17 protein-coding genes are annotated in these 18755 nt (G+C 70.2%); 6 read left to right on the top strand and 11 right to left on the bottom strand.

Annotated features, from left to right (window positions below; all coding sequences use genetic code 11):
- Positions 1-13: 13 nt before the first annotated feature.
- Genes C9992_RS01435 through C9992_RS01425 form a run of 3 tightly spaced genes read right to left on the bottom strand, consistent with a single transcriptional unit; the run spans position 14 to position 4888 of the window.
- Positions 14-1174 (bottom strand): acyl-CoA dehydrogenase family protein, encoded by a 1161-nt coding sequence (locus tag C9992_RS01435; RefSeq protein ID WP_106813821.1) that lies wholly within the window; start codon positions 1172-1174, stop codon positions 14-16.
- 15 nt (positions 1175-1189) lie between these two features.
- Positions 1190-3280 carry an acetyl/propionyl/methylcrotonyl-CoA carboxylase subunit alpha gene (locus tag C9992_RS01430; protein WP_235007909.1) on the bottom strand — a complete coding sequence of 697 codons (2091 nt, stop codon included), beginning with the start codon at positions 3278-3280 and terminating at the stop codon, positions 1190-1192.
- A 3-nt stretch (positions 3281-3283) separates the two neighbouring features.
- Positions 3284-4888, bottom strand: coding sequence for a carboxyl transferase domain-containing protein (locus C9992_RS01425; protein WP_106813819.1), 1605 nt, complete (start codon positions 4886-4888; stop codon positions 3284-3286).
- Positions 4889-5024: 136 nt separating this feature from the next.
- Here C9992_RS01425 and C9992_RS01420 point away from each other — a divergent pair, with 136 nt between their 5' ends.
- The gene (locus C9992_RS01420) at positions 5025-5621 is read left to right on the top strand and encodes an SACE_7040 family transcriptional regulator (protein WP_106813818.1); all 597 of its coding nucleotides are present in this window, start codon (positions 5025-5027) and stop codon (positions 5619-5621) included.
- Positions 5622-5652: 31 nt separating this feature from the next.
- Positions 5653-7464 carry an alkaline phosphatase family protein gene (locus tag C9992_RS01415; protein ID WP_106813817.1) on the top strand — a complete coding sequence of 604 codons (1812 nt, stop codon included), beginning with the start codon at positions 5653-5655 and terminating at the stop codon, positions 7462-7464.
- 40 nt (positions 7465-7504) lie between these two features.
- Here C9992_RS01415 and C9992_RS01410 read toward each other — a convergent pair whose 3' ends face one another.
- The 3 genes from C9992_RS01410 to pdhA are packed head-to-tail and all read right to left on the bottom strand — an operon-like array spanning position 7505 to position 11042.
- Positions 7505-8899 carry a dihydrolipoamide acetyltransferase family protein gene (locus tag C9992_RS01410; protein WP_106813816.1) on the bottom strand — a complete coding sequence of 465 codons (1395 nt, stop codon included), beginning with the start codon at positions 8897-8899 and terminating at the stop codon, positions 7505-7507.
- On the bottom strand, positions 8896-9909 hold the full coding sequence (locus C9992_RS01405) for an alpha-ketoacid dehydrogenase subunit beta (protein WP_106813815.1): 1014 nt from the start codon (positions 9907-9909) through the stop codon (positions 8896-8898). Before C9992_RS01405 ends, C9992_RS01410 begins: the two co-directional genes overlap by 4 nt.
- Positions 9906-11042: a pyruvate dehydrogenase (acetyl-transferring) E1 component subunit alpha gene (gene pdhA / locus C9992_RS01400; RefSeq protein WP_106813814.1), complete on the bottom strand. Its 1137-nt coding sequence runs from the start codon at positions 11040-11042 to the stop codon at positions 9906-9908. Before pdhA ends, C9992_RS01405 begins: the two co-directional genes overlap by 4 nt.
- 165 nt (positions 11043-11207) lie before the next feature.
- On the opposite strand from pdhA, the gene C9992_RS01395 reads away from it, so the two are divergent.
- A complete protein-coding gene (locus C9992_RS01395) occupies positions 11208-11681 on the top strand; it encodes an Lrp/AsnC family transcriptional regulator (RefSeq protein ID WP_106813813.1) in 474 nt (157 codons plus the stop codon).
- Here the strand turns inward: C9992_RS01395 and C9992_RS01390 are convergent.
- Positions 11653-12654 (bottom strand): EamA family transporter, encoded by a 1002-nt coding sequence (locus tag C9992_RS01390; protein ID WP_106813812.1) that lies wholly within the window; start codon positions 12652-12654, stop codon positions 11653-11655. The genes C9992_RS01395 and C9992_RS01390 overlap by 29 nt on opposite strands.
- A 75-nt stretch (positions 12655-12729) precedes the next feature.
- Here C9992_RS01390 and C9992_RS01385 point away from each other — a divergent pair, with 75 nt between their 5' ends.
- Entirely contained in the window at positions 12730-13284 is a 555-nt protein-coding gene (locus C9992_RS01385; RefSeq protein WP_106813811.1) for a CGNR zinc finger domain-containing protein, read from the top strand.
- Here the strand turns inward: C9992_RS01385 and C9992_RS01380 are convergent.
- Positions 13244-14143: an alpha/beta fold hydrolase gene (locus C9992_RS01380; RefSeq protein ID WP_106813810.1), complete on the bottom strand. Its 900-nt coding sequence runs from the start codon at positions 14141-14143 to the stop codon at positions 13244-13246. The genes C9992_RS01385 and C9992_RS01380 overlap by 41 nt on opposite strands.
- An 86-nt stretch (positions 14144-14229) precedes the next feature.
- On the opposite strand from C9992_RS01380, the gene C9992_RS01375 reads away from it, so the two are divergent.
- On the top strand, positions 14230-14961 hold the full coding sequence (locus C9992_RS01375; RefSeq protein WP_235007907.1) for an exonuclease domain-containing protein: 732 nt from the start codon (positions 14230-14232) through the stop codon (positions 14959-14961).
- Between the two features lie 90 nt (positions 14962-15051).
- On the opposite strand, the gene C9992_RS01370 is transcribed toward C9992_RS01375, so the two are convergent.
- The 3 genes from C9992_RS01370 to glgA form a co-directional block, all read right to left on the bottom strand.
- On the bottom strand, positions 15052-15303 hold the full coding sequence (locus C9992_RS01370; RefSeq protein ID WP_106813808.1) for a type B 50S ribosomal protein L31: 252 nt from the start codon (positions 15301-15303) through the stop codon (positions 15052-15054).
- Positions 15304-15426: 123 nt separating this feature from the next.
- Positions 15427-16212, bottom strand: coding sequence for an ABC transporter ATP-binding protein (locus tag C9992_RS01365; protein WP_106813807.1), 786 nt, complete (start codon positions 16210-16212; stop codon positions 15427-15429).
- A 10-nt stretch (positions 16213-16222) separates the two neighbouring features.
- Positions 16223-17416, bottom strand: a complete 1194-nt coding sequence (glgA, locus tag C9992_RS01360) for a glycogen synthase (protein WP_106813806.1) — start codon at positions 17414-17416, stop codon at positions 16223-16225.
- A 76-nt stretch (positions 17417-17492) separates the two neighbouring features.
- Between glgA and C9992_RS01355 the strand changes: the two genes are divergently transcribed.
- On the top strand, positions 17493-18737 hold the full coding sequence (locus tag C9992_RS01355) for a glucose-1-phosphate adenylyltransferase (protein WP_106813805.1): 1245 nt from the start codon (positions 17493-17495) through the stop codon (positions 18735-18737).
- The last annotated feature ends 18 nt before the right edge of the window (positions 18738-18755 follow it).

The raw sequence follows: 18755 nt of genomic DNA, 5'->3' as shown, positions 1-18755 counted from the left end.
CGTCACGCTACCCTCACGCCACGCCCAGCGCGCGGGCGATCACGAGCAGCTGCACCTCGTTCGTGCCCTCGCCGATCTCGAGGATCTTCGAGTCGCGGTAATGACGGGCCACCGGGTACTCGTTCATGAACCCGTTCCCCCCGAACACCTGCGTGGCGTCGCGCGCGTTGTCCATCGCCGCATCGCTCGCGGTCAACTTCGCCATCGCCGCCTGCGTCTTGAACGGCCTGCCCGCATCCCGCAGGCGTGCGGCGTGATGCCACGCGAGCCGAGCCACATGCACCCGCTGCTGCATGCGGGCCAGCAGGAACTGGATGCCCTGCCGACCGGCGAGGGGGTCGCCGAACACCGTCCGCTTGCGCGCGTAGTCGACCGCCGCGTCGAGGCATCCCTCGGCAGCGCCGGTCGCCAGCGCGGCGATCGCGATCCGGCCCTCATCGAGGATGTGCAGGAAGTTGGCGAAGCCACGCCCGCGCCGGCCCAGCAGGTTCGTCTCGGGAACGCGCGCGTCCTGGAACGTCAGCGGGTGCGTGTCGGAGGCCCGCCATCCCACCTTGTCGTACCCCGGCTCGACCGTGAAGCCCGGCGTGCCGTTGGGCACGATGATCGTGGAGATCTCCTTCCGGCCGTCGGCCTCGCCGGTGACGGCCGTGACGGTGACGAACCGGGTGATCTCGGTGCCCGAGTTGGTGATGAACTGCTTGGACCCGTTCACGACCCACTCTCCGCCGTCCAGGCGCGCGGTCGTGCGGGTGGCACCGGCATCCGATCCCGCCTCCGGCTCGGTCAGACCGAAACCGGCCAGCGCCCGGCCGGCGAGGAGATCCGGCAGCAGCTGCTGCTTCTGCTCCTCGGTGCCGAAGCGGAACACCGGCATCGCCCCGAGGCTGACCCCCGCTTCCAGAGTGATCGCGATCGACTGGTCGACGCGGCCGAGCGCCTCGATCGCAAGGCACAGCGCGAAGTAGTCACCGCCCTGTCCGCCGTACTCCTCGGGGAACGGCAGCCCGAACAGGCCCAGGTCGCCCATCTGTGCGACCACGTCCATCGGCAGGGTGTGGGATCGATCGGCCTCGTATGAGCGCGGCGCGACCACCTCATCGGCGAACTGCCGCGCCATCGCGGCGAGTTCTCGTTCGTCGTCGCTGACGTCGTAGGCCTCGTAGCTGTCCATGCTGCTCCTCGGGTGTCAGGAGGTGATCGCGGCGGCCTCATGAGCCGCTGCGCGGGGGGTGGTCTCGGTGATGCTCGCGGCGCTCACGTGCGCGAGCACCTGATCGCGGCGCACCTGGTCCCCGACGGCGACGTCCAGTCGCACGACGCCGTCATGGGGGGCCGTGACGGGGTGCTCCATCTTCATGGCCTCGATGGTGACGATCCGCTCTCCGGCGGAGACGGTCGCGCCGTCGGCCGCGTGCACGGCCACGACGGCGCCCGGCATCGGCGCGCGCAGTTCGGGATCGGATGCCGCGGCGTCGCGCCGACGGGCGGCGAGGCGTCTGTCCATGGCGGCGCGGCGGGTGAGCGGGCGCAGGCGGTGCGTCCCGCCCTCGGCGTGCACCCACACGGTGCCGTCGGACCCGATGGCCAGCGCGAGTCCCGCAGGCAGCGCGTCCCCCAGCGGCCGCGATCGGCTCTGCGAGGAACCGGCGCTCACCACGGGGCCTGGCGCGCTGGGCTCGGCGCTGACGATGCGCCCGTCGGCGGTCTCGAACCGCGCGATCGTCGGCACGCGAGCGGCGCCTGCGCGCCAGCTCGCGAGCTCGCGCCACACACTTCCCGCGCGGTCCGGCCGTGGGCCCTGAGCGTCCGCGCGGCCAACCGTCAGCGTGGCCGCGGCGCGCACCGCAGCCGCCGGCGGTTGCGGGGCCGTGTACGGCGGCATCCGTTCGATGAGGCCGGTGTCCATGTCGCCCGTCCGCACCCCGTCCTGGGCGACGAGCTCACGAAGGAAGCCGATGTTGCTGTCGATGCCGAGGAGCACGGTGTCGGCGAGCGCTCGATCGAGTGCGGCGAGCGCGGTGGATCGGTCGCGGGCATGCACGATCACCTTGGCGATCATCGGGTCGTAGTCGGCCGTGACGACGCTGCCCGTCTCGACGGCAGAGTCGGTGCGCACGTCGACGACCTCAGGGGCTGCAGATGCGGGAGGCCGCCACGCGAGCACCTCGCCGGTCGCCGGCAGGAAGCCGCGCTCGGGCGACTCCGCATACACCCGCGCCTCGATCGCGTGGCCCGTCAGACGCACGTCGTCCTGAACGAGGTCCAAGGGAACACCGGCCGCGGCGCGCAGCTGCTGCTCGACGAGATCGAACCCGGTGACCAGCTCCGTGACCGGATGCTCCACCTGCAGGCGCGTGTTCATCTCGATGAAGAAGAACTCGTCGGGGCGGTCGGCGGCGACCAGGAACTCGACGGTGCCGGCGCCGCGGTAGTCCACCGATGCCGCCGCGGCGCAGGCCGCGGCGCCCAGGCGTGCCCGGGTCGCGGCATCCACCACCGGCGACGGCGCCTCTTCGACGACCTTCTGATGCCGACGCTGCAGCGTGCACTCGCGCTCGCCGAGGTGCAGCACCTGCCCGTGCGCGTCGGCGAGCACCTGCACCTCGATGTGGCGCGGTCGCTCGATCAGCCGCTCCAGCAGGAGCGTGTCGTCTCCGAAGGCCGCCGAGGCCACACGACGCGCGGTCGCCAGCGCGTCGGCGAGCTCCGCGGCGGACCGCACGACCTGCATGCCCTTGCCGCCGCCGCCCGCGGACGGCTTCACGAGCAGCGGATACCCGGTCCGGTCAGCGGACTCGACGATCTCGGCGTCGGTCATCCCGGCGGCCGAGAACCCGGGCACCGTCGGCACGCCGTGGGCGGCGACGTGGTCCTTGGCGCGGATCTTGTCACCCATGATCTCCAGGGCGCGCTCCCCCGGCCCGATGAAGACGATCCCGGCCGCCGCGCACGCCCGCGCGAACGCCACGTTCTCGGAGAGGAACCCGTAGCCGGGGTGCACCGCCTGTGCGCCGCTGTCGACGGCAGCGCCGACGACCGCGTCGACGTCGAGATAGGACCGCGTCGCGGCGGCCGGACCGATGCCCACCGCGAGGTCGGCCTCGCGCACGTGCGGCGCGTCGGCGTCGGCGTCGCTGTAGACGGCGATCGATCGGATGCCCAGACGCCGAAGGGTGCGGATGACCCGGCGGGCGATCTCGCCGCGGTTGGCGACGAGGACGGATTCGAACATCGCGGGGCGGTCGCCCTCACCTGGCTGCTGAGCGTGTGGAAGCATGTCTCACATCCGGAAGACGCCGAAGCGCGGTTCGGGCAGCGGCGTACGCGACACCACGTCCAGCGCGAGGCCCAGCAGGTCACGGGTGTCCAGCGGATCGATCACCCCGTCGTCCCACAGCCGCGCGGTCGCGTAGTACGGGTCGCCCTGCTGTTCGTACTGGGCGCGGATGGGCGCCTCGAACGCCGCCTGATCCTCGGCGGACCAGTCCTCTCCTCGCGCCTCGAGCTGGTCGCGTTTCACGGTGGACAGCACCGACGCCGCCTGATTCCCGCCCATCACCGAGATGCGGCTCGCCGGCCAGGTCCACAGGAACCTCGGCGAGTACGCCCGCCCGCACATCGAGTAGTTCCCGGCGCCGAAGGACCCGCCGATGACGACCGTCAGCTTCGGGACCCGCGTCGTGGCGACGGCGGTGACCATCTTCGCCCCGTCCTTGGCGATGCCTCCCGCTTCGGCATCGGTTCCGACCATGAATCCCGAGATGTTCTGCAGGAACAGCAGCGGAATCCCCCGCTGATCGCACAGTTCGATGAAATGCGCGCCCTTGAGTGCGGATTCGCTGAAGAGCACGCCGTTGTTGGCCACGATCCCGACCGGGTGCCCGTGGATCCGCGCGAAACCGGTCACCAGCGTGTCGCCGTACTCACGCTTGAACTCGTGCAGCTCGCTGCCGTCGACCAGGCGCGCGATGACCTCGCGCACGTCGTACGGCTGGTTCACATCGACGGGCACGACCCCGTAGAGATCGGATGCCGCGACCACCGGCTCGGCCGTCGGGGCGACATCCCAGGCCGGCGCCGCCGGCGGCGGCAGGGTGGCGACGATGTCCCGGACGATCTCGAGGGCGTGCTCGTCGTCTTCGGCGAGGTGGTCGACGACGCCGGAACGGCGGGCGTGGAGCTCCCCGCCACCGAGCTCCTCGGCCGTCACCACCTCACCGATGGCGGCCTTCACCAGAGGCGGACCGCCGAGGAAGATGGTTCCCTGATCGCGGACGATGACGGTCTCGTCGCTCATCGCGGGCACGTAAGCGCCACCGGCCGTGCACGAGCCGAGCACCGCCGCGATCTGCGGGACTCCCGCCGCCGACAGCCGGGCCTGATTGAAGAAGATGCGGCCGAAATGATCTCGGTCGGGGAAGACCTCGTCCTGCATCGGGAGGAAGGCCCCGCCCGAGTCGACCAGGTACACGCACGGCAGCCGGTTCTCCAGAGCGATCTCCTGAGCCCGCAGGTGCTTCTTCACCGTCATCGGGTAGTAGGTCCCGCCCTTGACCGTCGCGTCGTTGCACACCACCATGACGTGCCGGCCGTGGACGAGCCCGACGCCGGCGATCACTCCGGCGGCCGGAGCGTCGCCGCCGTACAGACCTTCGGCGGCGAGCGGGGCCACCTCGAGGAACGGGCTGCCCTCGTCCAACAGGCGGGTCACGCGGTCCCGCGGCAGCAGCTTGCCCCGCGCGACATGACGGTCCCTGGACGCTGCCGGACCGCCGACGGCCGCCGCGGCGAGCCGCTCGCGCAGCCGACCGGCGAGCTCCTGCTGCGCAGCGCGCGTGCGCTCGAACTCCTCGTCCTGCACGGCCGTCGTGGTCAGCACGCTCATGGAGCTCCTCGCGTCATCTCCGTCGACGTCACGATCGGGTCACGTCCGTTGTCCCGACGCGACCAGATTGGTTAGTGTTCACTAACTGGCGTCTAGGTTAGCGAGCCTTAACTGAAATGACAAGCGGAGCAGTGAGATGACGAGCGGTGTCACCGATCGCGAACGCGCGAAGGCGGACCGTCACGCCGCGATCCTCCACGAGGCGGCAGCGCTGTTCGCCGAGCGCGGCTTCAGCGGCGTCAGCCTGGAAGACATCGGAGGCGCCGTCGGTGTCAGCGGCCCCGCGCTGTATCGGCACTTCGCGAACAAGCAGGCGCTGCTGGGCGCCATCCTCGTCGGCGTCAGCGAACGGCTCCTCGCAGGCGGGCGCGCCGTGCTCGCGACGCACGACGATGCCGTCGAACGGCTCGAATCGATCATCGCCTTCCACGTCGAGTTCGCCCTGCGCGACGCGGACGTCATCCGCGTTCAGGACCGTGATCTCGCGAGCCTCAGCGATGAGGATCGCCATACGGTGCGCCGGCTGCAGCGGGAGTACGTGGAGGTCTGGATCGCCATCCTCTCCACGGTGCACCCCGATCGCGACGAGGACGAGCTGCGGGTCCGGGCTCACGCCTGCTTCGGCCTCATCAATTCCACGCCGTACACGGTGCGCGCAGCGCGCACCGAGAGCGGCGGGCGCGACGTGCGGGGAATCCTCCAGTCGATGGCACGCGCCTGCTTGACCGCCTGACCAGGGGTTCCTGGCCTACTCTGGACGGATCATGGCGGAGGACGGTGGCAGCGCACACGATGCGGAGACGCCCGAGGGCGACGCCGCAGCACCGGTCGGCGCGGAAACAGAACGCCGCGGCAGCTCGCGGCGCGACTTCCTGAAGATGGGCGGCGCCGCGACCGCGGGGCTGGTGGTGGGCGGCGCCATCGGCGCCGCCGCAGGGGCCTCGATCGGCCATGAGGCGGGGGGGCGGGAGGGCTCGGTGGATCTGGGCGCCGTGCCGGCGCGCGACGAACCCGGGTTCGACCACATCGTCGTGATCATGGGTGAGAACCGGTCCTTCGACAACCTCCTGGGCCGCCTGTACTCCCCCGGCACCGTCCCACCCGGCGAGACGTTCGACGGACTGGAGTTCGGCGACTACGCCAACACCGCGCCGTCCGGCGAGCGCATCGCCGCCCACATCTACACCGGGTCCATCGACGAGATCATGGGCAGCCCCGACCCCGACCCCGGCGAGGAGTTCCCCCACGTCAACACACAGCTGTTCGGCGTCGTCGATCCGCCCGGCAACGGTCCCGCGGAGATCGTCGACATGCGGCCGCCGTTCAACGCACCGCCCGCCGGCACGAGCGCCACGATGGGCGGTTTCGTCACCGACTACCGCAACAACCTCGAGCGCATCCGGCGGGGCAGCCCGCCGAGCCTGGACGACGTCTCGCGCATCATGGGCGGGTTCTCGCCGGAGCAGGTGCCGGTGCTGTCGACGCTGGCGCGCGAGTTCGCGGTCTTCGACGCGTGGTTCTGCGCCGTCCCCTCTCAGACGTACTGCAACCGCTCGTTCTTCCACGCCTCCACGTCCCACGGCTTCGTCACGAACCGCGACGGCGGCGGCTACCGCAAATGGCTCGACGCTCCCCCGGTGCCGACGGTGTTCGACCGGCTGGAAGAAGCCGGCATCTCATGGAAGGTGTACTTCGACGAGCTGCAGCTCGTCTCACTCACCGGCATCCTCCATTCGCCCACGCTGGAGAAGTACTGGCGCACAGAACACTTCGTCTACATGAGCGACTTCTTCGACGACGCCAAGAACGGGACGCTGCCGGCGTACGCGTTCATCGAGCCGCGGCTGGTGTACAACCACAACGACTTCCACCCGCCGGTGGGCGTGCTGCGGGCCAGCGACGTCGAGGACGACGTCGTGATCGACGCGGCCGTGTCGGACGTGCGCGCCGGCGAGAAGCTCGTGGCCGACGTGTACGACGCCATCCGCACCAGCGCGAGCCCTCGAGGGTCCAACGCGATCAACACGCTCCTGCTCATCACGTTCGACGAGCACGGCGGGACGTACGATCACGTGCCGCCGCCACCGGCCACTCCGCCGGTGGCAGATGAACCGCCGGGCGAGATGGGCTTCGCCTTCGACCGCCTGGGCGTCCGGGTGCCGGCGATCGCGGTGTCGGCGTACACCCGGGCACGCACCGTCATCCACGACGAGATGCACCACGGGGCGCTGGCCGCGACCCTCGCCAGGCGCCATGGGCTCCGCCCCCTCACGCAGCGCGATGCCGACGCGCGCGACCTGTACTCAGTGGTGAACCTGGACGAACCGCGGGATCCCGCCTCGTGGCCCCTCGTGCATCCGCTCTACGTTCCGCCGAACACCGCGGAGGACGAACGCAGCGATCTCAAGAACGGCCCGCACAAGGACAAGCCCCTGAGTCCGCCCGGACGCGGGCTGCTCGGACTCCTGCTGGCCAAGTACGGCAGCAGCGACGACGAGGATCCGACGACGTACGCCGACGCGTACCGCATCCTGCAGGCCAAGGGCCTGGGCCTGTTCTACCCGAAGAAGCACTGACCGGCCGGCCTCCCCAAGTCACCGGCCGGTCAGCGGCCTGCTATCGAAGCAGCATCGCTCGCCCGGGTTCGCGCAGGATCTCCGCCACGTCCACGAGGAAGCGCGAGCCCTGCTCGCCGTCGACCAACCGGTGGTCGAACGAGAGCGCGAGGGTCATCACGTCACGCAACGCGATCTCGCCGCGGTGCTCCCAGGGCTGACGCCGCACGGCGCCGAGGGCCAGGATCCCGGCCTCGCCGGGGTTGATGATCGGCGTTCCCGCGTCGACGCCGAAGACGCCGACGTTGGTGATCGAGAAGGTGCCGCCCATCATGTCGGCGGGCGGCGTCTTGCCTCCGCGTGCCGTCTCGGCGAGCGAGCGGATGGCGTCGGCCAGCTCGACGAGGGTCAGCTCCTGCGCGTCCTTGATGTTGGGGACGACCAGCCCCCGACCGGTCGCCGCCGCGATCCCGAGGTTCACGTAGTGGTGCTCGACGATCTCGCCCGCCTCCTCGTCCCACCGCGAGTTCAGACCGGGGTGCCGGCTCAGGGCCAGGCACACGGCCTTTGCGGCGACGGCGAGGATGCCGATGCGGTGCTCCTGAAGCGCACGGTCGGCCTTGAGCGAGGCGATGAGCTCGCTGCTCGCGGTGACGTCGACGGTGAGGAAGGTCGTGACATGAGGCGCCGTGAAGGCGCTGCGGACCATGGCCTCGGCCGTCATCCGCCGCACGCCGCGGATCGGGGTACGTGTCGTGCGCTCCGCCGACGCGGCCGGACGCGGCGGCTCCAGGCGCTCGTCCACCTCCGCCGTGGTCACCGGTGCCGGGACGGCCCCCGTACGCGCGGCATAAGCCTCGACGTCGGCCCGCGTGATGATCCCCGATACCCCCGTCGCCTCGACCAGGGCCAGGTCGATCCCGAGCTGCTTGGCGAACTTGCGCACCGGTGGCGTCGAGCGGGGCCGCTCGACCGGCCGCTCCCCGACATCGCCCAGCTGGATGGCGTCGTGGGGAGCCGCCTCGAGCACCGCGGTGTCGGACGCGACGGTGGAGGATGCCGCCACGCGTGCACGCCGCTGGGGTCGGACGGATGCCCGGGGAGCCGCCCCATAGCCCACCAGGTTCGGCTGGGCCTGCTCAGCCGGCGCCGACGCGTCGACGGGTGCATCGGCCGCCGCTGCGCCGGCGTCGGACGCGGGCGACGTGGCATCGGTTGCTCCGGTGTCGAAGGAGATGAGGACGGACCCCACGGCGATCACGTCGCCCGGCTCGGCGTGCAGCGCCGTGACGGTGCCGGCGTGCGGCGACGGCAGCTCGACGACGGCCTTCGCGGTCTCGACCTCGGCGATCGTCTGGTTCAGCGACACGGTGTCACCGACGGCGACCAGCCATTGCACCAGTTCAGCCTCGGGAAGACCTTCCCCGAGATCGGGCAGACGGAAGTCCTGCGTCATGACTCCAGCACCCCCGAGAGGCTGTTCGGCCGGTCCATGACGCGGTCCACGGCGTCCAGGATCCGGTCGAGGTCGGGCAGGTGGTGCTTCTCGAGCTTGGCGGGCGGGTACGGGATGTCGTGCCCCGTGACACGCTGCGGTGCGGCCTCGAGGTAGTGGAAGCAGCGCTCCGTCACACTCGCGATGAGCTCGGCGCCCACACCCGCCTCGCGAGCCGCCTCGTGGGTCACCACGACGCGCCCGGTCTTGCGGACCGACGCGGTGACGGTGCGGTAGTCCACCGGCGAGAGGGACCGGAGATCGATGACCTCGAGGGACACGCCCTCGTCCTCGGCGGCGATCGCGGCATCCAGCGCGGTGCCCACCTGCGCGCCGTACGTCAGGAGCGTCACGTCCCGGCCTTCGCGGACGACGCGTGCAAGGCCCATGGGCGGCGCGTCCGCGAGCTGGAGGTCGAGGTCGACGTCGCCCTTCGTGTGATACAGCCGCTTCGGCTCGAAGTAGACGACCGGGTCGTCCGACGCGATCGCCTGTCGCAGCATGACATACGCGTCCTGCGGGTTGGACACCGCGACGACGCGCAGCCCCGAGGTGTGCACGAAGTACGCCTCGGGCGACTCGGAGTGGTGCTCCGCCGCGCCGACGCCGCCCGCCCACGGGATGCGGATCGTGATCGGCATGGTGACGTTGCCCCGGGTGCGGTAGTGCAGCTTCGCCACCTGGCACACGATCTGATCGAACGCCGGGTAGACGAACCCGTCGAACTGGATCTCGACGACCGGCCGGTAGCCCCGGAAGGCCAGGCCCACCGCCGTGCCCATGATCCCCGCCTCTGCGAGCGGTGTGTCGATCACGCGCTGGGCACCGAACTCGTCCTGCAGGCCGTCTGTGATGCGGAAGACGCCGCCGAGCTTGCCGATGTCCTCGCCCATCACAAGGACCTTCGGATCGTCGGCCATGGCCCTGCGCAGCCCCTCATTGATGGCCTTCGCCATCGTGAGCTGGGTCATCGTCCCGCCTCCTCGGCAGCCGGCGCGAACCCGTCGAGGTAGGCGCCGAACCACTCGCGCTGCTCGTCGAGGCCCGCGTGCGGCTCGGCGTAGACGTTGTCGAGCACGCTGAGCGGCTCTCGCGTGCGCGCCGACATCGCGGCCTCGCGCACCTCGGCCGCAAGCGCGTCGGCGTCGCGGGCCACCGCCGCGGCGAAATCCTCATCGAACTCGCCGAGCGATCGCAGCAGCGCCTCCACCCGCGAGATCGGGTCGCGACGGCGCCAGGACTCCACCTCTTCCTTGCCGCGGTAGCGCGTGGGGTCGTCGGAGGTCGTGTGCGGTCCCATGCGATAGGTGACCGCCTCGATGAAGGCCGGCCCGTTGCCCCGGCGGGCGTTGTCGATCGCCCACCGCATGGCCGCGAGGCACGCCAGGACGTCGTTGCCGTCCACGCGCATGCTCGGGATGCCGAAGCCGGGGGCCCTCCCGGCGATCGGGAACCGCGCCTGTACCGTGACCGGCTCCGAGATGGCCCACTGGTTGTTCGTGCACACGAAGACCACCGGCGCGCCGAAGGACGACGCGAACACCATCGCCTCGTTGACGTCGCCCTGGCTGGAGGCGCCGTCGCCGAAGTAGGCCACCGAGACCTGGTCCGTCGCGTCGCGCTGGATGCCCATGGCATAGCCGACGGCGTGCAGCGACTGCGCGCCGATGATGATCTGCTGCGTCGCCGTGTTCAGCTCGTACGGATCGTAGGTCGAGTGCTCCTCGCCGCGCCAGGCGAGCACGAAGTCCGAGGGCTTGCCGCCGCGGGCGTACACGACACCCGTCTCGCGGTAGCTCGGGAAGGCGAAGTCGTCGGCGCGGAGCGCTCGGGCGGTGCCGATCTGCGTCGCCTCCTGGCCCTGGCACGGCGGCCACAGGCCCAGCTGGCCCTGCCGCTGCAGCGCCACCCCTTCGGTGTCGATGCGACGCAGCAGCACCATGTCGCGATACAGCCCGCGCAGCGCGGCTGCGTCGATGTCCGCCACCCACCGCTCCAGGTCGGGGTCGGAGATGCGCTCGCCGTCAGGGGTTAGCAGCCGCGCGACATCGTCGATGTCGGTGGCCGGATCCGCTGTCGGTGTCAGGGTGTGCGTCATCGTCATCACTCCTCGTTGCGGGCCCCCTCGTGAGGGGCCGCCTCGTGTGCGCCGGCCTCGTCGCCGGCTGCTCTGAGGCTACGTCTGCATCGCACCTCGCTCAAGCATTCGACAATCACTTGAGCATGTTGACAAGTAACACGTCCGAAAGGCGTGCTAACGTTTCGCACTATGAGTGCCCTCGATCATGTCGACCTCGAGCTGCTGGCAGCATTGTCCGCCGACCCTCGCGCGACCGTGGTGGCGCTGGCCGAGCGGCTCGGGCTGTCGCGCAACACCGTCCAGGCGCGCATGGCGCGCCTGGAGCGCGCCGGAGTGTTCCTCTCGTATGAGCGGGCGATCTCGTCGGCGTCCCTCGGGTTCCCGATCGAGGCCTTCATCAGCGTCATCGTCCGCCAGGCGGACCTGCCCCGCATCGCCATCGAACTGGCCCGTGTCCCGGAGGTGGTCCAGGCTCACGGTCTGTCGGGTCAGGTGGATCTGCTGGTGCGGGTGGCATGCCGCGACACGCAGCACCTCTTCGACACCGACGCGCGCATTCTGGCGATCGAAGGCGTCGAGCGCACCGAGACCTCGCTGGTGATGGGCGAGGTGATCGCGCATCGCGTGACGCCGCTCATGGACCTGGCACGACGGGAACCGTAGCGGCCTCCTTCGCGATGCGTCCGGCGTCGGCTCGCACGAGCACCACGCCGATCAGGATGAGTGCGCCGCCCAGGAACTGGACGGGCGCCGGAACCTCGGCGAGGAAGATCCACGCGAACAACAGGGCGAACAGCACCTCGGAGAGCCCGACGAACGAGGCGACGCGCGACCCGATCCGCGGCACGGCCATGACACCCAGCGCGTAGCCCAGCGTGGTCGCGATCGCCGCCACCCACAGCAGGGGCATCCACCACGGCACGGTGACGCCGGCCAGCACCACGGTGACCGCGGGCGCATGGAAGGGCATGACTCCGATCAGGCACAGGACACCCATCACCGTCGCGCCGGCGAGCAAGCCGCCGGCAGCGAGAGCCAGCGGCGGCAGGTCGTCGCCGGCCCGCTCGGAGATGACGAAGTACGCGCACACGCAGACGGCCGCGCCGAGCGCGAGGAGCGTGCCGACCAGGTCGAACGAGGCGCCGGAGATGTCGACGACCAGCACGAGCCCCGCCATCGCCACGGCCGACCCCCACAGCACCAGCGCCGACGGCGCTCGCCGCGTGCGCACCCAGACCGCCACGACCAGCATGACCGGTGCCAGGTACTGGATCAGCAGGGCCACGGCCACCGGCATCCGCTGCATCGCGGAGAAGAAGAACAGCTGGCACCCCAGCACCGGCATGAGGCCGAACGCGGCGATGAGTCTCCAGTGCCGGCGCAAGAAGCCCCGCTGACGCAGGATGGCCCGCACCAGAGCCGGCGACAGGACCAATCCGGCCACACCCATGCGCACGAGCAGAGCCGCGCCCAGCGACCATCCGGCCTCCAGGAGCGGCTTGACGAACGGTCCGCTCGACGAGAACGCCAGCGCCGAGGCGATCCCCATGACGAGGCCTGTCGTGCGCATGCGCGCCGCCGAGCCGAACGTCGCGGTCGGGGCGATGATGGGGATGGACGCGGTGGAGGCGGTCATGGGCGGCATCCGACTGTCAGGGGTCAAGCGTGCTTACACTGGTGACAGTACCCACGGGTAGTGTCAGGAGTCAATATGGTTTTCATTCGTGACACGGAGCTGAGCCTCCGTGCGGCCACATTCCTGGTCAACACGCTGCCGGGCTACGACGACGAAGACACGCTGACGACGCTCGAGCAGTTCGACGAGTACCTGGCCGTCAACCCCTACACCGGCGTCATCCGCCGCGACGAGGATGAGTTGGCGGCGATCCGGGCGATCCGTCCGCGACTGCGCGAGCTCTGGGAGGTCGACCGCGACGGGGCCGTGCCGCTGGTCAACGAGATGCTCGCCGACGGCCGGGCCCTTCCGCGACTGGTGCGGCACGACGGGTTCGACTGGCACATCCACGCCACGAGCGACGACGCGCCGCTGGCGACGCGCATCCTGGTCGAGGCCGCCATGGCGTTCGTCGACGTCATCCGGTCCGACGAGTACGACCGCGTCCGCATCTGCTCGGCCGACGATTGCGACTCCGTCTACATCGACTACTCGAAGAACGGATCGAAGCGCTACTGCGACACCGGCAACTGCGGGAACCGCATGAACGTCAACGCGTATCGTCGACGGAAGGCGCGAGAAACCGTGTGATGGCCGCCGCCGCGGCGGCCGGCGTCTCGTAGTGGATGAGGTGGCCGACGTCCGCGATCTCGACGAGCTGCGCCCGGGGGAACATCGTCGCCAGGCGCCGTTCCGCCTCGATCGGCGTGATGTCATCACGCTGCGCGGCCACCAGCAGCGTCGGCTGAGCGATCGCCGGCGCGAAGGCCCGGACGTCGTGCGAGACCGAGGCGACGAACGCGTCGTGGAGGACCTCGCGGTCGGCGAACCGCGAGAAGTAGGTGTCGTGCTGATCGTGGATGAACCGCCGGATGCCGGGATCCCGGGTCTTGGCCATCGAGATGCTCATCACCCGCACGATCAGACGGTTGCGCAGCAGCGCATCGCCCGGCCGCTCCGGCAGCTTCGCCCCGGCCCAGTAGTAGAAGACGGCGAGCCTGGTCAGGATGCCGCGTGGGCCCTCCAGTGCGGGTGCGCCGATCGGGTTCACGAGGATGACACGAGGCGTCGCCAACCCGCCCGCGACGGCGGCCGACACGACGATCGACCCGAACGAATGCCCGAGGATGACGGCATCCGGGGCCACGGTCCTCACGAACTCCCGCAGCCACTGCGCGTACAGATCCAGGTCATGGGTGCGACCGGTGATCGGGGGCGTCTCGCCGAAGCCGGGCAGATCCGGGGAGATCACCCGAACGTGCGGCAGGTGGGCGACGACCGGTTCCAGACCATGATGCTCGCCACGGAAGCCGTGTACCGCGACGACCGTCGTCTCGGCGTCCGCAGGTCCGTACGTCCAGTACACGGCGGTGCCGCCGAGGACCTGCGCCTCGCGCCGCTCGACGGGCACCGCCTCGAGCAGTGCGGCGTAGGGATTGGGGGCGACCACCTGTCGAGTCTACGGGCGGGCGGGAGATCCGCGAGGCGCCGGTGAGCCTCGCACGGATGTCGGAGGCGACGCATACCGTGATCGGCATGAGACGCCCCGGCCCCGAGCAGCTACCGCTGTGGGACGTGCCGGACTGGGTGCGCATGGTGGGCGTCTTCGACCTCGAGACGACCGGGGTCGACGTCACCGCCGACCGCATCGTGACCGCCCATGTCGGTCTGCTGGATGCCGACGGCGGCGTGATCCGCGCCCGCGACTGGCTGGCCGACCCCGGCGTGCCGATCCCCGACGGGGCCCGCGCGGTCCACGGCATCTCCACCGAGCACGCGCGCGGCCACGGGCGCCGTGCGGCCGACGTCGTGGCCGAAGTGGTCGATGCGGTACGGGCACTCCTGGACGCCGGCATCCCCGTGGTCGCGTACAACGCCCCGTTCGACTTCTCGCTCCTGAAGTACGAGTGCCTGCGGTACGGCATCGCGCCGATCGAGGACCCGGCGCCTGTCATCGACCCGCTCGTCGTCGACAAGGCGTACGACCGGTGGCGAAAGGGCAAGCGCACGCTCCAGGTCGTGGCCGCCCACTACGCCGTGCGGCTCGAGGCCGCACACCAGGCATCCGCCGATGCCGTCGCGGCCGGTCGGGTCGCGCAGGCACTCGCCGAGCGGTTCGCTCCGTGGCTGCCGCCGACCGTCCACGAACTGCACACCCGGCAGATCGGCTGGGCCCGCGCACAGGCCGAGAGCCTCACCGAGTACTTCATCGGCATCGGCCGGCTGGATCCGGACGACCGGCTGGACGGCCGCTGGCCCATCCGCTGAGCGGTTGCCCCGACGCAGAAGACCCCGCCGAAGCGGGGTCTTCTGAACGTCTGCGATGCCGGCGCCGTCGCCCGGCGCCGGAGGCACCCGTTACTTGGAGCCGAAGTTCTTGAAGCGCTGGTTGAACTTCTCGACGCGGCCGGCCGAGTCCATGATGCGCTGCTTGCCCGTGTAGAACGGGTGCGACGCCGACGAGATCTCGACGTCGATGACGGGGTACTCGACGCCGTCGAGCTCGATCGTCTTGTCGCTGGTCACCGTCGAGCGGGTGAGGAAGGTCTCGCCCGAGCCGAGGTCACGGAACACGACGGCCTGGTAGTCCGGGTGGATGTCAGTCTTCATGATGGTCCTTTGAGGAAGGCGCCCTGGATTTTGCCAGGGCGGTCAAAGTCTGCGGTGCGAGCGCACCAAGGGACGATTCTATCAGGCCGCGCGGCCGACGCGGAATCGCCCGCGGATCGCGGATCAGTGGGCAGCGCGCGCCGCGAACCGGCCGCCGTCCTCGGTGAGACGGATCGGCGCGCCGAACGTCTCGCTCAGCGCCTCGGCGGTGAGGGTCGCCGCGATGGGACCGGATGCCACCGCCTTCCCCTCGCGCAGTAGCAGCACGTGGGTGAACCCGACGGGGATCTCCTCGACGTGATGCGTGACCATGATCATCGCCGGCGTGGTGGGGGCCTGGGCGTACCCGCCCAGCAGGATGAGCAGCTCCTCCCGCGCGCCGAGGTCCAGACTCGCCGTCGGCTCGTCCAGCAGCAGCAGCTCCGGGTCGGTCATCACGGCGCGGGCGATCTGCACGCGCTTCTGCTCGCCGTCGCTGAGGGTGCCGAAGGTGCGGTCCGCCAGGTGGTCGAGCTTCCATTCGGCCAGCACACGCAGCGCGCGGCGCTCGTCGATGTCCTCGTAGTCCTCGCGCCACCGTCCGAGCACCGAGTAGGCGGCGGTGAGCACCACGTTCAGCACGGTCTCCTCGGGCGGCACGCGCCGGGCCATCGCAGACGACGCGAACCCGATCCGCGGCCGCAGCTCGAACACGTCCGTGCGGCCCAGCCGCTCGCCGAGGATCGTCACCGTGCCCGACGTCGGGTGCAGCAGCGTGTCGGCCATCTGCAGCACGGTCGTCTTGCCCGCGCCGTTGGGCCCGAGAACCACCCAGCGCTCGTCGTCGCTGATCGTCCAGTCGAGGTGATCGACGATGTTCCGGGCGTTTCGGCGGACGACGACGTCGGAGAACTCGAGCACCTCAGGCATGCCTCCCAGCCTATCGGCCGCCGGCCGCCACCTCCGCGTACAGCGCCGCCGTCTGCTCCGCGATGCGCTGCCAGCTGAAATCCTCGGTCGCCCGCTTGCGGCCCGCGGCGCCGTACGCCCTCGCCCGTTCCGGATCGCTCACGACCTCGGTGAGCACGCGCGCGAGATCGGCCACGAACCGTTCCGGATCGGTCGGCGTGCCCGTCCCGTCCTGCACCTGGTCGATCGGAACCAGCCGGCCGGTGACACCGTCGACGACGACCTCGGGAATGCCGCCGGTCGCGGTGCCGACCACCGCCGCCCCGCACGCCATCGCCTCGAGGTTCACGATGCCCAGCGGCTCGTACACCGAAGGGCAGACGAACGTGGTGGCGGCGCTGAGGATCGTGCAGAGCTCATGCCGCGAGAGCATCCGGTCGAGCCACACGACGCCGGCGCGCGACTGCTTCAGTCCCCGCACGAGCGCCTCGACCTCGGCCATGATCTGCGGGGTGTCGGGCGCACCGGCCGCGAGCACGACCTGCACGTCGGCAGGGAGGCGTTCGGCGGCCCGCAGGAAGTACGGCAGCCCCTTCTGACGAGTGATGCGCCCGACGAAGACGACCGACGGCTTGGCGGGATCGATGCCGAGTTCGGCCAGCAGCTCCGCGTCTTCGACCGGATGCCACGCCTCGGCGTCGATGCCGTTGTAGATCACGCGGACGCGATCGGGGTCCAGGCTCGGGTAGCTTCGCAGGATGTCGGTCCGCATGCCGTCGCTGACGGCCACGATCGCCGCGGCGCTCTCGTACGCGGTCTTCTCGATCCAGCTCGACACCGCATAGCCGCCACCCAGCTGCTCGGCCTTCCAGGGACGCAGCGGCTCGAGGCTGTGCGCGGTGACGATGTGCGGGATGCCGTGCAGCAGCCCGGCGAGGTGGCCCGCGAAGTTGGCGTACCAGGTGTGGCTGTGCACGACGTCGGCACCCGCGACGTCCGAGACGATCTCGAGGTCCGTCCCGAGCGTCTGCACGGCCGCGTTCGCCGCCGACAGCTCCGCCGGCACACGATACGAGGTGGTCCCCTCCTCGTCGCGGTCGGCCCCGAACGCGCGCACCCGCACGTCGATGCTCGACCGCAGCGCCTTCACGAGTTCCGTCACGTGCACACCGGCCCCGCCGTAGATCTCGGGCGGGTACTCCTTGGTCACGATGTCGACGCGCATGGCACGAAACCTAATACACGTCGACGTCCGCGTGTAGCGGGTACCCGTAATCTCGCCGCGGCCCTAGTGTGGCACCATGCCAGCAGCTCCCAAGGTCTTCGGAATCATCCTCGCCGGTGGCGAAGGGAAGCGGCTGATGCCGTTGACGGCGGACCGGGCCAAGCCCGCGGTCCCGTTCGGCGGGCAGTACCGCCTCATCGACTTCGCCATCTCCAACCTGATCAACTCGGGCCTGCGGCAGATCGTCGTGCTGACCCAGTACAAGTCGCACAGCCTGGACCGTCACATCTCCCAGACGTGGCGGATGTCGGCGCTGCTGGATTCGTACGTCGCGTCCGTCCCGGCGCAGCAGCGGCTCGGGAAGCGTTGGTTCTCCGGGTCGGCGGACGCGATCCTGCAGAGCCTCAACCTCATCAACGACGAGCAGCCCGACATCGTCGTCGTGATCGGCGCCGATCACGTGTACCGCATGGACTTCCGCCAGATGCTCGCCGCGCACGTCGAGTCCGGCGCACGGGCCACGGTCGCCGGCATCCGCCAGCCGATCTCGCTGGCAGGCCAGTTCGGCGTCATCGATGTGGACCCCGCCGATCCGGTGCGCATCCGGGAGTTCCTCGAGAAGCCCCAGAATCCGACCGGTCTCGCCGACGCGCCCGACCAGGTGCTGGCGTCGATGGGCAACTACATCTTCGACGCCGACGCCCTCATCGAGGCGGTCGAGAGCGACGGTGAGCTGCCGACCTCCAACCATGACATGGGCGGCGACATCGTCCCCTACTTCGTCGGCCGAGGCGAAGCCGGCGTGTACGACATGAACCGCAACGACGTGCCAGGCTCGACCGACCGCGACCGGTACTACTGGCGGGACGTGGGGACGATCGACTCGTTCTTCGATGCCCACCGCGACCTCATCTCGACGCTGCCGATCTTCAACCTCTACAACACCGACTGGCCGATCCACTCGCAGGCGGTGAACTCGCCGCCGGCGAAGTTCGTGCGCGATTCGGTCGGCCGCATCGGCAACGCGATCGACTCCATCGTGTCGCTGGGCTCGGTCCTGTCGGGCACGCACCTGGAGCGCAGCGTGGTCGGACCGTGGACGCTCGCAGGCGGCGGCTCGACGATCACCGACTCGGTGCTGTTCGACTACGTGCACGTGGGCGCGGGCGCCCGTGTGCACCGGGCGATCCTCGACAAGAACGTCTTCCTCGAGGAAGGCGCGACGGTGGGAGTGGATCGCGAGCGGGACCTCTCGCGCGGCTTCACGGTCACTGACAGCGGCATCACCGTCGTCGGCAAAGGGGTCCGCGTCGAGCGGTGACACACGGTCGGGCACCGG

This window comes from Microbacterium timonense (assembly GCF_900292075.1).
Taxonomy (GTDB): Bacteria; Actinomycetota; Actinomycetes; order Actinomycetales; family Microbacteriaceae; genus Microbacterium; species Microbacterium timonense.
The sequence above is the reverse complement of the archived record's forward strand: the minus strand, read 5'-3'. Positions and strand labels throughout refer to the sequence as shown.